The following is a 14,850-nucleotide window of genomic DNA, read 5'->3' as shown; positions in this document are numbered from 1 at the left end:
CTACTTTCTTGAACGGGAATTAATTGTTAAACTAATTCCCATTTTTTATATATTATAGCTCAGCTTGTTCTTTTACAGATTCAGAAAAAATCTGATTAAACGACTTGTCGGTACGATTACAAATCCAATTATTATCGATGTAATCAAAATGATAACCTTGTTTTTGAGTGGCTAACCATACCTGAAAGAGTGGTTCTTGGGTATTAATGATGATTTTACTGCCATTGGGAAAACTAATGGTGATAACATTGCCGTTTGTTTCATAATCTAAATCGATGTCATGCTCATTTACATAATTATCCAAGAATAGTTCGATTTTGTTGAATAACTGTTCGGTAATGGTATGAAATTGTGTGATATTCATAAAGAGATATTCATTCAAATAAATAATAGAGCGATATTAACATAAATGAATATACTCCGCCACAGCAAGGTGGCAAGAGTAAAAGTAGGTACTGATTTACTAATTAGCGAGTGGTAAGGAACAGGCAATAGTAAGTAGCTTATATTGCTCGTTATCATGAGTGATAGCTATCCAACGGTTTGCTATCTCAATTGTGTTGACTAATTTTCCATCACCAAAATTATTTTCGATTGTTCTAAGCTTTCCTTTTGCTAACTCCATTTTGTCGCAATTGGCATAATATTCGATCCTTATGGAATGATAAGGTGTCTCTGTACCATCATCATTTTTTTGTACCAATGCTGGGCTATAATTAGTCACTTCACTAAATACACGAATTTTGGAGTTGAAAGGGTGAAGGTTGATCGATTTTCTATCTAAAAATGAATAGCCAATAGTATTATTGTCGTTAGTTTTTGATGTTGGAATGAATTGTTCTCCTACTCTTGGATCTTTTAAACTTTCAACAGAAGTATTTTCATTTGCTTTTGTATCGATATTAGCTTTTTCCTCTGAGGCATGGCTGAATGCTGCAAAAGAAAAGAGAATTAAAAATAAATTGACCTTTTTCATTTAAATTTTTTCTCCATCTTTTGAGTTAGCTTCTGTAGGATTAGTTTGTGATTGATTTTGTTGTTTTTCTTTTTCTTTTTGCATTTTTTCTTGGTTTGCTTTAATTCGCTCTTGCAGTTCAGCTTCTTGTTTTTCGATGATTGGTTTTAGATCTGGGCGAGCCGTAAGAATTGTTTCTTTTTCTAAATCGCCTTGAATAGAACAAAAAATACTACTTTGATTATTAGCAGAAGATTCTAGATAAAGTGCTTTATTAATTGTACCAAACTTTGGAATAACACCATCGATGGCATAAATATCATCTTCCCATGTTTTAGATTTTGATTTTTTATCATAAATTTTAGCATTTGCTATGTAAGTGTTTTGGCTATAATGCAACCATTTAATATTGCTTAAAGCACTTTTAATTTCATCTTGCTTGTTATCAAAGATAAATCCCCAATAAAGAAACTGACCAGATAAAGTAGTTGAAATATAAATATTTTGATAGCCAACAATTTCTAAACCATGATACTTAAGTGGTTTTTTAAACATGACTTTATTTTTGTCGGGTTTTTGAATAGATTCAACAGGAATATAAGTTACATTATCGGGAGTGGTTGCTAAATCAACGTATTGATTTATTGACTCTTGGTGTTTAGATAATTGTTCAAAAAACTGATTATCACATTGCAAAAATGTATCAATTACCTTATCTGTTTCATCCTGTATATTATTTGTTTGGGCAAAAGATACACAAGAAACGAATGATGCGCAAACTAGCACAGAAATTTTTTTGAGAAGCATGGCGAATTTCCTTGAACCACAATTATATTTCTTCTTTTGTAAAGGAAGATTGTAAAGTAATGTAAATATAAATGTCAATTGACATTATTTCAATTCTCAACAAAGACCATTAAATCACCGTTTTTAAAGGATATTTTAATCAAATCACTAATCGCTTTGTTTCTTAAACTCACAACTCCTCCTAGCGATAATGTGGCATCAATTAAGGGGTATTGAAAGCCTGTAATGGTTACACCAGTTACTTTCGAAAATGGCATTAGTGAAATAATATGATCTTTTACATTGGTTATTTCTTGATGATGTTTGGCAAAAAAGAAATGGCAATAATTATCATAAAAGGTAATTTGATACTGATGATAATATCTTATTGCAACAGAAATATTCCCCAAAAAGTGATCACTAGCATGACCACTAGCACCATAAACATCAAATGCTTTCACCCCTTTACCTGCTAAAAACAAAATTGCTTTTTCAAAATCAGTTTTATTTTGGTCAGGTGTATGAATAATTTGAGTTTTAGGTGGAATTGCTTTGTTAGGATTATAGCTATCTAAATCGCCAATAATAAAGTTTGGTTCGATTGACAAAGTCGACAGATAATTATGGTAAGCCCCATCTGTGCAAGCAATATAAGCATAATTATCCAAATGGTGAAAGTCATGTTGTGGTGGCTCGCCATTGATAAAGAGTAAAGCTCTATTTTGTGACATTACACTTTTTTCCTTTTGCTAATCTTATTGGTGAATCATAAAGCTAACGTATATGCCATGATAATAGCGTCTTCTTGTTTACCATTAGTTGTTGGGTAATAATTTTTTCTAATCGTTATTTGGTTAAATCCCAGCGTGTGATATAGCTTAATTGCTGCCGTATTTGATTGTCTGACTTCAAGCCAAAGTGTTGAGATTGGGCAGGGCGATTTTATCTTAATTAACGCATCTATTAAATGGTTAAGCAGCTCTCTTGCTAGTCCTTGCTTTCTAAAATCGGGATGTATTGCAATGTTAAATAAATTTGCTTCATCTACTACATGTTGGCAAATACAAAACCCAACTATTTGGTTATTAATCGTTATTTTAAAATTGAGATAATGCTCACCTTGGTTTGAAAGGAATGTTTGTTTTGACCAAGGAATTGCATGGCAAATCTTTTCTAATTCAAAAGCTTTTTTTAAATCATGTTCTGTGAGGATGGAAATAGTTTTCATATTGACATAATTGTTGCCATAGTAGGCGTTTTTGTTGTGGTGCTTTTGCAAGCTGATTTAAACTGGTTGTTTGAATAGTTAATGGGTTAACCCATGACTCATCCAAGGTAATATCAATAAACCAAATTACTGTTTTAATTTCATGAGCAGGAATAATTAATTGTTGTGGAGTTAAAAACAATACTTGTTCTTCAGTTAGATGGATAGCATTTAAAATATCATAATAGATTTTTTGTGTTGGTTTTTGTTCTGCAACTACAATCATTCTAATTTCTTCACTTATTTGTGACGCTATTTCACCTTTGAAAACATTAGCATTCCTCAAAACGTATTGAGTTATATTGCACTGTTTTAGGTACCAATCTTGCTGTGTCATTATTGACTTACTGTTTTTTATTAGAGATTAAAGATAGTTAATTGTATAATCAATGCATCAATTTATAAAGGTTTTTCATTGAGGAAATATGGCAACATCTGCTTTTACTCCAGCAAGTCAAGTACTTGAGCGTCACCAAACATTTTTTAACGATAAAAATGTGTTGATAGCTGGTGATATTCAGGATAGTTATCCATCTATTATGTCGGCAAATCAAGTTAAGATTCATTGCACACAATTTCATACTTATTTACGTCTAAAAGCTAGTGCACGAGGCAATTACACCTATTTTTCATTATTGCCCGAAGCGGATTTTTACGTTGGAATGAATACGTTGATTTACTATTGGTCAAAAACTAAAAACGAAGCACAATTTCAGCTTTCTTATTTATTACATAATATGCCAAAAGACAGTGATATTTTTATCATAGGTGAAAATAGAACAGGTGTAAAAAGCGTGGAAGCTTTATTGAGTGATTTTGGTACAATTCAAAAAATCGATAGCGCGAGACGTTGTGGTTTATATCATTTTCATGCAGATAGCCGTTTAGCATTTGATCTTGATGAATGGTGGTTAAGTTATCATTTAACTATTGAAAATCAGAATATTGAAATCAAAAGCTTACCTGGTGTTTTTAGCCAAAAAGGGTTAGATGCTGGTAGTGAATTACTGTTAAATGCATTGATGGATCGTACTGATATTATTAAAGGTAATGTATTAGATGTGGGATGTGGTTCGGGCATTTTGTCCACGGTGCTAGGTAAATTAAACCCTGATATAGCACTAACGTTATCTGATGTAAGCTGTGCAGCAATTGAATCAAGTAAAGCCACGTTAAACCATAATCATGTTAATGCCACAGTAGTAGCGAGTGACGTTTTTTCAAATCTAAATGATAAATATCATCTTATTGTTTCGAATCCACCTTTTCATGATGGTAAACAAACTGATTACACGGCTGTTAATACGTTAATCAAAGAAGCAAAAAAACACCTAAAATTAAATGGTTATTTGTGCATTGTGGCAAATTCATTTTTACCGTATCAAACCATTTTAGATGAAACATTCAAAAGCGTTGAAGTGATTGCCCAAACGACGAAATTTAAGGTTTATCTAGCAAGCCATTAATAAGTGCTGTTTATTTTGTTTAAAAAAATAGGGCGATGTTATCGCCCTAGGTATAAAATTTAAATATTTAAAAACAAACTGATTTCACTATTCTTGATATCATATCTGGATTAAGAGAGAGCTTCTTTTAATGCCTGCATTTCATTATAGGTAAAATCACAGCGCATAAATTCTTGGTCAAGAAGAATAGGAACAGAGTTGCTTTCTCCAACTACGGCCAACACATTACATTTATTTCTAATCTTATCACCTATAATGATTGGTCCACCGTTTGAGTCTTTATTAAAATTGGCTGCATATTTAGCATTTATTCCTTGTGCATTGCTTGCACGATATAAGGCAGTTATTATTTTACCATAAGAGACTAGTTCAACTGGTACAATAACAGGTGTTAATTTTTGCCCGTTAATTTCCTTGATAACTTTTATCATTTTATGTGTTCTTAAGAAACATCCTAAACTCATCCATGTAACCAACAACAACAAAAGAATAAGACCAGTAGTAGTCAAAAATACAGTCCGCATATTATCAATAGCTAAATTGATTGTTACTAGTGATGGATCATCGGTTGAAGCGACAGTTACAACTTGATAATTTCCTTTTTTCCCCAAATGAAAGTATAATCACGCTTAATAACTTGTCCTGTATCAGTGGTAATTTTTACTGAACAGTTATCAACCATACGTCTTGCACGACATGTTCCTTCTACATCATAGTCAACCACAACTGGATTCTGTGATATTTTATAATCATCAATTAATCCAGGATAATTTCTTATGGCCATAAATAAAGCTAACGCAAAGAGAAGTATTGCTGCAAGTAATCTTCTTATTTGATGTAATGAGCTTTCTTGCTTTAACTTCATGACTTTTAAAGGGCGAGTTGGAAATACTTCTACTAATTTATTCATCAATGCCATTTTATCAATATACTTCTTATTAAAAATAAAAATTTCATGTCTAAAGGCTAAAATTGTGAATTTAAAAGCTAACCTTTAATCACAATAAAACAAATAATTTATTTGTTATTTTTTATTAAATTAGACTAAATATTAACATAATATTTACTTTGTAGGAATTACTCATATTGTTTACAGCAATTTGACAAACGACTTCAAATTAAATAACCCTAGAAAACTGCTGCTGCCTTGCCATTTTTCGCATATAAATATCAAAGCACATACAAATATTGCGTATCAATAAATGTCCTTTAGGTTGGACTTCGATTATATTGTTATTGATTGTCACTAATCCATCTTTTTGCAATGGCGCCAGTAATTTTAAATCTTCAGCAAAATAATCATCAAATTGAATTTGGTATTGTTGTTCAATAACATTTTTATCTAAATGAAAATGGCAGATAAGCTGTTTTATCACATCACGACGAATCTTATCGTCACGATTTAAGGTGAATCCTTTCCATAATCCATGTCCTTTTTGCTCAACCTGAGTTTGATAGATTTTTAGATCTTTTTGATTTTGCGCATAACTATCACCTAACATACTAATGGCCGACACACCAAGTCCAAGTAAATCAGCATCGCCTTGAGTTGTATACCCCTGAAAATTACGATGCAATTTATTTTCTTGTTGAGCAATAGCTAATTCATCAGAGGGCTTAGCAAAATGATCCATACCGATAAAGTGATAACCAGCTTTGGTTAACTTTTTAATGCTAGTTTGTAGGATCTGCAATTTTTGATTGGCATTAGGCAAATCATCATCTTTAATTTTTCGTTGGGCAGCAAAACGGCTTGGTAAGTGGGCATAATTAAATACACTTAAACGATCGGGAGAAATATCAATCACTTTATTGAGCGTTTCGGCAAAACTTTCAATGGTTTGTTTTGGTAGGCCATAAATTAAATCTAAACTAATTGAGTGAAAATTATTTTTACGTGCTTGATTAATAAGAGACCGTATTAATGTTTCATCTTGTTCACGATTAATTAGGCTTTGGATTTCGTGATTAAAATCTTGAATTCCCATACTTAGCCTATTAAAACCAACACTTGCTAAATGGTCAATTGTTTGTGGTGTTATTTCACGCGGATCAATTTCGATGGATAGTTCGGCATTAGCAACAAAATTAAAATGCTTTTTTAACGAGGTAATCAATCGAGTAATTTCAGCATCGTTTAAAAAAGTTGGTGTACCTCCTCCCCAGTGCATTTGTGTTACCGCGCGATGTTTAAATAATTTTGCGCGTTCGGCAATTTCAATATCTAAAATGTCAAGGTATTTGGTAACTTTTTGTGTTTGGCGAGTAATAAGCTTATTACAACCACAGAAATAACAAAGCTTATGACAAAACGGAATATGCACATAAAGCGATAACGGTTTTGTGGGATAACGAGTTGCCGCCGATAAAAATTCTTGCTCATTAAATTTTTCGTTAAATTCAAGTGCAGTAGGGTAAGAGGTATATCTTGGGCCAGAATAATTATATTTTTCAATTAACGCTTGATCCCATAATTGCGTATCAGTCATGCTTTTTACTTCCGCTTATGTCTATCTTTAGTGTTGTTATTTTTATGATTTTTTACTATTTCTTTTTGTTGGTTCTTGATTTTGGTTTTAATTTTGATTCGATTAGTTTTATTTAAATATAACAATGTGCAAATCAATAACCCAAAATATAAACTTAACATAATTAATATTGGCACTATGAATTGCTCACTTTTAATTATTAATTGACTGAATAAAAGTAATGGATTCTAAGTTTAAATTATCAGTAGGAATATTACTTTTGGATGATATTCCTACTCATATCAAGACACATACTATCACGATTGCTAATTATATTTTCCTATTATTAGTTTCGTTTTAATAAACTAACAATATCTTCTTTCTTTTCGTCTAATTCATCAAAATCATCAAAGTCGTCATCAGTATAACCAAGCTCTTGCATCAGTTCATCGATACGATTCAATTTGCTATCAAGATAAATTTGTTGATCTTTAGTGAGTTTGGCTTTTTGCTCGACTAGATCAAGTAACATATCTAATTTTGGATCGTTCTCTAATTGTTCTAATTCTTGTTGAGGTGATAAAATCGTTTTAATTGTTTTAGATTGTTTAACAGGTTTTTCTATATTGTTAGAATCTTCAACAATTAAAGAAATAGGTTTTTTGCTCCCCACTCTTGGATCTTTGGTTGTTTTTGTCGAATTTTTATTATTATTTAGTTTATTAAAGCGAGAGCCACTTGGTAAACCTTTGTGTTTGCGTTTACGCTTCAGTTCCCGAGATTCTTCATTAATCTCTTGACGGCTTTTTTTAGCTTTCTGTTTTGATTTATTTTTTAACATAAAATCTCTGTCTAATATTAGGGTTAATCATTTTACAAACGTATTTTATCAGTAAGTCCAAAATATAGCTATGATGAAGACGTCATGCTAATTTAAGATTGTAAAAAAATAAATTTATGTATAATCTGAGCCGAATAAATTTGTTAGACCGAATTAGAGAACAATAAAATGAAAAATCACTTAAGCCCTTATCTGAAATTCAATCGTCAAGAATGGGCTAGCTTACGTAATACGGTACCAATGACTTTAACAGCAGAAGAATTAGTTTCGTTACAAGGTATTAATGAAGATTTATCCATGGATGAAGTGAGTGAAATTTATTTACCTTTATCTAGATTACTTAATTATTACATCAGCAATAATTTTAATCGGCAAGCTATTTTATCTAAATTCTTAGGTAAAAGTCAAAAAACACCTTACATTATTGGTATTGCAGGCAGTGTTGCTGTAGGTAAAAGTACTACCGCTAGAGTACTACAAGCATTATTAACCCGTTGGCCTGAACATCGCAAAGTATCTTTGGTAACAACTGATGGTTTTTTATATCCAAATAGATATCTTGAAGAACATGGAATAATGAATAAAAAAGGGTTTCCTCAGTCTTACGATATAAAAAAATTGCTTAATTTTGTTGCTGATATAAAATCAGGACAGGCACAAGTTAAAGCACCAGTTTATTCTCATTTAGTTTATGATATTGTCGAAGATGAAGAAATCGTTATTGATAGTCCTGACATTTTGATTCTTGAAGGTTTGAATGTACTGCAAAGTACACTGAATTATCCACAAGCGAATAACCGAGTTTTTGTTTCGGATTATGTCGATTTTTCAATTTATGTTGATGCTGATATGTCATTATTACATGATTGGTATGTAAATCGGTTTTTAAAATTTAGGGAGGGTGCATTTAGCGATCCTAACTCTTATTTTAATCACTACTCAAAACTTCCAGAACATGAAGCTACAAATATTGCTAACCGTATTTGGCGAGAAATTAATGAATTAAATTTAGTTGAAAATATTTTACCTACAAAAGAACGAGCGAACCTTATTCTAACTAAAGGTAAAGATCATAAAGTCAATTGTGTTCAATTAAGAAAATAAAATTAAGGAAAAATTCGTATGAAATCAGTAATTCGGTTAGTAAGTAAATTGAGTGTCATTACGTTAGCTATCTCATTATCATTTGGTGCTTATGCTTCAAATGAACAACTAAAGGGACTTACGTGTGAAAGCAAAAAACAGGCTATTGAAAAACAGATTGATTATGCTAAAAAAAATAATAATTCTCATCAAATCCAAGGGCTTGAAAAAGCATTACGTAACTTAAATAAGCATTGTTCAAATGATGATTTAGAAGCCAAATATAAAAAAGAGATTAACGAAAAATCAAATAAAGTGGCTGAAAGAACTAAAGAATTAGAACAAGCAAAATCAAAAGCGAAAGCGAAAGATAAAGATAATGAACAGAAAATTGTCAAACAACAAACAAAATTAGCTGATGCTGAAAAAGAACTTAATGAAGCTAAATCTAAATTATCTGATTTTTATAAAGAATTGGGAGCGAAATAAACGATAACAGGCAGAGTATTTCCCGATTCTTGATTTATTTACTCTTCAACGATATTTTATTATTAACACCATCAATAGTTATTGTTGACGGTGTTAGTTTTACATTTTTTATAAATCTATTGTCATACTAGACTTTTTAAAGCAAAAAGAGTATGGTGTGCACCTTGTTACGTGGTTCGTGAACCTCCCACGCTAAAAAACTAAGGAAAAATAATGAGTAAAATTACACTACTAGGCGATCAGTCTGTTCGCTATCCAACAACCTATTGTCCTGAAATACTCGAAACGTTCGATAATAAACATCCGAATAACGATTATTTTGTTAAATTTAATTGCCCAGAGTTTACTAGTCTTTGTCCTATCACGGGGCAACCTGATTTTGCGACAATTTATATTTCGTACGTACCCAATATTAAAATGGTCGAAAGTAAATCGTTAAAACTTTATCTGTTCAGCTTTCGGAATCATGGCGATTACCACGAAGATTGTATTAATATCATTATGAAAGATCTTATTAAATTAATGGATCCTAAATATATCGAAGTCTGGGGGAAATTTACACCTCGTGGCGGCATTTCGATTGATCCTTATGCCAATTATGGCAAATCGGGTACTCATTGGGAACAAGTTGCGGCTAATCGATTAGCCAATCACGACATGTATCCAGAAAAAGTGGATAATCGCTAATTTAATCTACCTCAATAGGAACATTAATGCAAACTCGTAAAGCACTAGTTATATTTTCTGGTGGGCAAGACTCAACCACCTGCTTACTGCAAGCCATTGCTGATTATGGACGTGAAAACGTTCAGGCAATCAGTTTTCGCTATGGTCAACGCCACGTAATAGAGCTTGAAAAAGCCAAATGGATCGCTGATGATCTTGTTATTAAACAAACTGTTATTGATACTTCAGTTATCAAACAAACTACAAATAATGCGTTGATTGATGACGCTCAAGAAATTAAAGCAGCTCAAGATGGTGATTACCCCAATACCTTTGTTGATGGGCGTAATATGCTTTTTTTACTTTTGGCTGGCTGTCATGCTAAGCAACAAGGAATTTCTGACATTATTATTGGAGTTTGTGAAACCGATTTTAGTGGTTATCCAGATTGCCGTGATGTCTTTATTAAATCAATGAATGTATCAATGAATTTAGCTATGGACTATGCGTTTAATCTCATCACGCCACTGATGTATTTGACAAAAGCGCAAACGTGGGAAATGGCTGATAAACTAGGTTATCTTGATTATGTCCAAAAACATACCCATACCTGTTATTACGGTGTTGAAGGGGGATGTGGTAAGTGTCCAAGTTGTTTATTGCGCAATAAGGGCCTACAAGAATATATGGCTCAAGCTAAATAAATTCATTCATCATTGGGTTCTCTCACCCCCATTAAAAAGGAAAAAAGATGTACTTAAATGCTCATTCAGAATTGATAGAAAAAAGTTTTACCCGTAAACAAAAGCAAAAAGCGCTTTACTGGTTGGCTTTTTTTCACATATTGGTTATTGCTTCAAGCAATTATTTAGTCCAAATCCCATTCGAAATTTTTGGTTTTCAAACAACTTGGGGGGCATTCACTTTTCCGTTTATCTTTTTAACTACCGATCTGACTATTCGAATTTATGGTGCTAGTTTAGCCAGAAAAATCATTTTTGTTGTAATGATTCCTGCATTGTTATTTTCATACCTGATTTCGGTACTATTTTTTGAAACCCATTGGATTGGATTATCAGCATTGACGGAATTTAATAGCTTCGTATTTCGAATTGCATTGGCTAGTTTTGCCGCTTATTTAGTTGGACAACTAATGGATATTACTGTTTTTAACTATTTAAGAAAAAACAAATCATGGTGGGTTGCCCCAACAGCATCAGCAATATTTGGTAATGGTATTGATACTATTGTTTTTTTTGCTATCGCATTTTATCAAAGTAACGATGAATTTATGGCAAATCATTGGATCGAAATTTCGTTAATGGACTATAGTTTTAAAATTCTAATTTGCGGATTATTCTTTTTGCCACTTTATGGTGTCATTCTCAATTTTATCCTAAAAAAGGTAGTTGCAATGCCTAAAAACAATTAATCATTAAAATCTAAATTTTAGTTACTCACCTAAATAAACATAAACTCATTTATTTTTTTGATGAGTTTTATGTTTAATATTGAAAAATACATTAATATTTCACAACACTCAAAGGTCAATATAGCCTTTTATCCTGCGTCGGGCTGCCGAAGGCTTCATTCTGCATTCTGTGCTAGGTTTTTAGAAAATTTTGCCAAAAACTGGCGCTTTAGTATTTAGTTAGCTATAATTTTGATTATTTTATGGCAAAACGCAGCTCATTAAAAAATAAACAACTATAAAAATAAAACACAAATTAACAGGAGGTTAGATAATAACAGGCATTGGCAGTGCTATACCTTAAATCTATTTAAGTTTTACCGTAATCAAAAACAAACTCCATTTTGCTTTTTATTATCAAATCTAGCGAAATCGCCAAGATTGCCGTCGATTTCCAACTTGTTATCCAAATTAGCCATAGTTTTTGCACCATTGTTGTTATTGCCATATTCAGTGAGTTCGCAGGCGTTGTTAGCTCGGACCTCACAGGTTATTAACGGCTCTGCACCGTATTTGACGCTTGATGGTGGCGTCACTAAATTAACTACAACTGATGATTTAATAAGTATTAAGTTATCGGACGGTCAAGTTCTCACTCCACAAAATAATAACTCAGTGATGACGCCAATTCATTTACCTAATGCAGGTGATACACTTGCTAATATTGAAATGATAGTTCCGTCATCAAGCGACTCAATAAATATAAATGACTTAGTGACACAAGGTAAATGGGGAGATGATGATGCAGATGGACAGGGAGCTCATAGTGTCACTGCGACAGGCAATGTATCAGTATCGTTTACTGATAAAAATAGTAATGCCGTTAGTCGCAGTGATATATTAGATATTTGTAATGCACCTTATAGGATAACATTAAGTAGTACGGATGCTACTTTAGAAACAAAGTATGGTGTGCCAAATAGAAGTACTTTAAACGGAAATACGGTGTCATATTATATCAACCCAAATTCACAGCAGCCTAAAGTTTGCTATGTAAGGCCTCGTTTGATATTTGGTGGTACTAATTTTGCTGGAGATAATCCTCGCTTTGCGGGTCCATCTAGTATATGGGATCCTACTAAAGGTTTTTTAACACAGTCAATTAATCCATCTTCTTATAACCTTAATTTTCCTACTACGGGGGCTGATGGATTATATTTTGATTTGGATATAGGTGGGGTAGATGCAAGTCAGTTGACCTGGTCTTCAGAAACTCAAGGAGAGATAACAGCAACAGTGAAATGGGTAAAACCTCGTTCAGACTCATTCACCATTCCATGCCGATGGTGCACGGGCATTACTACATATGATGATTGGATTACAAATAAATCCAAAAACGTAACGCGAGTAACGTTAAATGGCCCTAGGGCGAATAATACCCAAATACAATCGAGTAATCCTAGCCGACTTGCTGTGCCATTTTTGCCGCAACTATTTGTGTTGGAAGGGAAGAATAGTAGTGGTGTGGTTGTTAAATATGGATTTGAGCTAAAGCAGTGGTTTGTCCATCGGGGAGAAAAATATACTACTGTTCCTGAGCAAGCAACTTGGTGTAGTAGTTTGGGTTATCGTTTTTCGAAGATAAGAGATTTAAGCAATGCGAAATGTGGTGTAAATAATGCTTATTTTCCATGTATAAGCGGCATAGATGGCTCCACGCCGTCGTCCGGTAGCTTATATTACCAACGTCAATAGGGGCAGGATTTTTAAGTGAATGGAGTGATGTATCCTATTACGGTGATGTAGCAGGTTTTGGTCGTGGTGATATTTGGACGAATGATGCGGTATCAAATACAACTCACTTATATATTCACCGTAATGGTTATGTGGATCAGTGGGGCACCTCTGGAGGTGGCTATGCTGTTTGCACCGTACCTTAGTGTTTAGTTCTTAATCCTTGAACTGTGGGAAGTTTATATGTAAATAGAGAATAATCAACCAAAGAACTGTAAATCCCCCAAACTTAGTACACAACTCACGTAGAAAATCATACTGCCTGTTTTAGTGTTTTATACTCAATCGGTGTCATGTTATTTAATGCCTCATGCGGTCTTTCGGTATTATAAATCATTAACCATTCTTCAGTTATTCTCCTTGCTTGTGCTAAGTTGTTAAAAAGATATAAATCGAGTACTTCAGTACGATAGGTACGATTAAATCGTTCAATATAGCCATTTTGATAATAGCTACCGGGCTTTATATAATCAATGACTATATCATGTGATTTAGCCCAGTTTATAAAGGTTTTTCCTGTAAATTCTGGTCCATTATCGACCCGTATTTTTAATGGATATCCATGATATTCGGCCAGTTTATCTAAGTAACGGGTAATTCTTTCTGCCGGTAAACTGACTGCAATATCAATGTCTAGCGCCTCACGATTAAAGTCCTCTATCACATTGAATGTTCTCAAGTTCACTTTGCGTTAATCTTTGCCTCTAGTTAGTATTTCGATTCATTCTATGCTGAACATTTTTCTTAGATACTTCTTTTATCAAAGTAATAATTGATCTTTGCAAAAATATTAGACAGTGCCCACCGCTATCATTTTATTGTTTTGGTAAAATTGCTATTCATATTGCTGCGGCGATATCTAGCCTTTGGCTGAATGACAACGAATACGATTATAATAGATTTCAATATATTCAAATAGTGCTTTATTAGCCTGCATCCTCGTTTTATAGTAACAACAATGAATAATATGGGGTTTGAGTGTATGAAAAAACTTTCAACAACAGCATTATCAAAGCAGTTTCCTCTTTGACTCATGCTTTGCCTTAGTCCATATTGTAACAATAATTGCTTGAAATCAGCACTGGAATATTGAATTCTTTGGTCACTATGAATGAAGACATTTTTAGGAAAGTGACGCCGAAACAAAGTTTGCTTTAATGTATTACACACTAAATAGCCTGTATCCCTAACATCATGAAGCAGGCTTAGCGCACCCAAACGGGCTTTATGTTGCCAATACTGCTTTTGGATATACTCGCTGAGTTTGGCGGATTTGTTTGCTCTTTTTAACCAAGCATAATAACCTGATGAACTGACACCAAGTAATCGGCATATCCTAGTAACGGGATAGCAGGTTAAATGATTTTTCATATAAGTGTACTTCATCGACTTGGATTGTTGATGATATGCACATGCGCCTTTTTTAGTATATCATTGGCCATTTTCAGTTCTTTAATCTCTTTTTCTAACGCCATAATCCGCTGTTGCTCAGCGGTTAACTCTCGACGGCTAGTTTTATTCGGGGAAAGTTGCCTAATCCATTTATCTAGGGTTGATTTACCCACACCTAGATGGTTGGCAAGTTCGCTGATAGAAAGGTGTGCATTAGATAACGCATAATCCA

Annotated in this window: 20 protein-coding genes and 1 riboswitch; of the genes, 7 read left to right on the top strand and 13 right to left on the bottom strand. The window is 33.1% G+C overall.

Going from position 1 to position 14,850, the window contains the following annotated elements:
* Positions 1-52: 52 nt before the first annotated feature.
* The 6 genes from cyaY to A9G38_RS05320 all read right to left on the bottom strand — a co-directional run bounded on the left by cyaY (position 53) and on the right by A9G38_RS05320 (position 3,345).
* Positions 53-364, bottom strand: a complete 312-nt coding sequence (gene cyaY / locus A9G38_RS05345; protein WP_034912502.1) for an iron donor protein CyaY — start codon at positions 362-364, stop codon at positions 53-55.
* A gap of 99 nt (positions 365-463) precedes the next feature.
* Complete coding sequence (locus A9G38_RS05340) at positions 464-976, bottom strand: surface-adhesin E family protein (RefSeq protein ID WP_034912497.1); 513 nt, start codon at positions 974-976, stop codon at positions 464-466.
* Positions 977-1,762 (bottom strand): hypothetical protein, encoded by a 786-nt coding sequence (locus tag A9G38_RS05335; RefSeq protein ID WP_034912492.1) that lies wholly within the window; start codon positions 1,760-1,762, stop codon positions 977-979.
* Positions 1,763-1,851: 89 nt separating this feature from the next.
* The gene (locus A9G38_RS05330) at positions 1,852-2,472 is read right to left on the bottom strand and encodes a thiamine diphosphokinase (RefSeq protein WP_034912490.1); all 621 of its coding nucleotides are present in this window, start codon (positions 2,470-2,472) and stop codon (positions 1,852-1,854) included.
* Positions 2,473-2,507: 35 nt separating this feature from the next.
* Positions 2,508-2,969, bottom strand: a complete 462-nt coding sequence (rimI, locus tag A9G38_RS05325) for a ribosomal protein S18-alanine N-acetyltransferase (protein WP_034912486.1) — start codon at positions 2,967-2,969, stop codon at positions 2,508-2,510.
* Positions 2,938-3,345, bottom strand: a complete 408-nt coding sequence (locus A9G38_RS05320) for a DNA polymerase III subunit psi (protein ID WP_080702338.1) — start codon at positions 3,343-3,345, stop codon at positions 2,938-2,940. The genes rimI and A9G38_RS05320 overlap by 32 nt, the downstream gene beginning before the upstream one ends.
* Before the next feature lie 88 nt (positions 3,346-3,433).
* Between A9G38_RS05320 and rsmC the strand changes: the two genes are divergently transcribed.
* The gene (gene rsmC / locus A9G38_RS05315) at positions 3,434-4,474 is read left to right on the top strand and encodes a 16S rRNA (guanine(1207)-N(2))-methyltransferase RsmC (protein ID WP_034912473.1); all 1,041 of its coding nucleotides are present in this window, start codon (positions 3,434-3,436) and stop codon (positions 4,472-4,474) included.
* Between the two features lie 110 nt (positions 4,475-4,584).
* Here the strand turns inward: rsmC and A9G38_RS05310 are convergent, their stop codons facing one another.
* The 4 genes from A9G38_RS05310 to yihI all read right to left on the bottom strand — a co-directional run bounded on the left by A9G38_RS05310 (position 4,585) and on the right by yihI (position 7,783).
* Positions 4,585-5,085 carry a hypothetical protein gene (locus A9G38_RS05310; protein ID WP_034912470.1) on the bottom strand — a complete coding sequence of 167 codons (501 nt, stop codon included), beginning with the start codon at positions 5,083-5,085 and terminating at the stop codon, positions 4,585-4,587.
* Positions 5,055-5,384: a hypothetical protein gene (locus tag A9G38_RS05305; RefSeq protein ID WP_141670997.1), complete on the bottom strand. Its 330-nt coding sequence runs from the start codon at positions 5,382-5,384 to the stop codon at positions 5,055-5,057. Before A9G38_RS05305 ends, A9G38_RS05310 begins: the two co-directional genes overlap by 31 nt.
* Before the next feature lie 208 nt (positions 5,385-5,592).
* Positions 5,593-6,963, bottom strand: a complete 1,371-nt coding sequence (gene hemN / locus A9G38_RS05300) for an oxygen-independent coproporphyrinogen III oxidase (RefSeq protein ID WP_034912464.1) — start codon at positions 6,961-6,963, stop codon at positions 5,593-5,595.
* 325 nt (positions 6,964-7,288) lie between these two features.
* Positions 7,289-7,783 (bottom strand): Der GTPase-activating protein YihI, encoded by a 495-nt coding sequence (gene yihI / locus A9G38_RS05295; RefSeq protein WP_034912460.1) that lies wholly within the window; start codon positions 7,781-7,783, stop codon positions 7,289-7,291.
* A 168-nt stretch (positions 7,784-7,951) separates the two neighbouring features.
* Between yihI and coaA the strand changes: the two genes are divergently transcribed.
* From coaA to A9G38_RS05265, 6 genes are all read left to right on the top strand, one after another.
* Complete coding sequence (coaA, locus tag A9G38_RS05290) at positions 7,952-8,887, top strand: type I pantothenate kinase (RefSeq protein ID WP_034912457.1); 936 nt, start codon at positions 7,952-7,954, stop codon at positions 8,885-8,887.
* An 18-nt stretch (positions 8,888-8,905) separates the two neighbouring features.
* Positions 8,906-9,355 (top strand): DUF1090 domain-containing protein, encoded by a 450-nt coding sequence (locus A9G38_RS05285; RefSeq protein WP_034912454.1) that lies wholly within the window; start codon positions 8,906-8,908, stop codon positions 9,353-9,355.
* Positions 9,356-9,520: 165 nt separating this feature from the next.
* Positions 9,521-9,565, top strand: a riboswitch (PreQ1 riboswitch).
* 3 nt (positions 9,566-9,568) lie between these two features.
* Entirely contained in the window at positions 9,569-10,042 is a 474-nt protein-coding gene (gene queF, locus A9G38_RS05280) for a preQ(1) synthase (RefSeq protein WP_034912452.1), read from the top strand.
* Between the two features lie 26 nt (positions 10,043-10,068).
* Complete coding sequence (queC, locus tag A9G38_RS05275; protein WP_034912449.1) at positions 10,069-10,725, top strand: 7-cyano-7-deazaguanine synthase QueC; 657 nt, start codon at positions 10,069-10,071, stop codon at positions 10,723-10,725.
* Positions 10,726-10,772: 47 nt separating this feature from the next.
* Complete coding sequence (locus A9G38_RS05270; protein ID WP_051634230.1) at positions 10,773-11,453, top strand: 7-cyano-7-deazaguanine/7-aminomethyl-7-deazaguanine transporter; 681 nt, start codon at positions 10,773-10,775, stop codon at positions 11,451-11,453.
* 438 nt (positions 11,454-11,891) lie between these two features.
* Complete coding sequence (locus A9G38_RS05265; protein WP_034912446.1) at positions 11,892-13,187, top strand: hypothetical protein; 1,296 nt, start codon at positions 11,892-11,894, stop codon at positions 13,185-13,187.
* 292 nt (positions 13,188-13,479) lie between these two features.
* On the opposite strand, the gene A9G38_RS05260 is transcribed toward A9G38_RS05265, so the two are convergent.
* The 3 genes from A9G38_RS05260 to A9G38_RS12805 form a co-directional block, all read right to left on the bottom strand.
* A complete protein-coding gene (locus A9G38_RS05260) occupies positions 13,480-13,911 on the bottom strand; it encodes an IS3 family transposase (RefSeq protein WP_034912443.1) in 432 nt (143 codons plus the stop codon).
* A gap of 125 nt (positions 13,912-14,036) precedes the next feature.
* Positions 14,037-14,597 (bottom strand): DDE-type integrase/transposase/recombinase, encoded by a 561-nt coding sequence (locus tag A9G38_RS12810; protein ID WP_162162652.1) that lies wholly within the window; start codon positions 14,595-14,597, stop codon positions 14,037-14,039.
* Positions 14,598-14,608: 11 nt separating this feature from the next.
* A partial coding sequence (locus A9G38_RS12805) for a transposase (RefSeq protein ID WP_065623162.1) occupies positions 14,609-14,850 on the bottom strand: 242 nt, incomplete at its 5' end.

The organism is Gilliamella sp. Imp1-1 (genome assembly GCF_001690415.1).
Classification (GTDB): domain Bacteria; phylum Pseudomonadota; class Gammaproteobacteria; order Enterobacterales; family Orbaceae; genus Gilliamella; species Gilliamella bombi.
The sequence above is the reverse complement of the archived record's forward strand: the minus strand, read 5'-3'. Positions and strand labels throughout refer to the sequence as shown.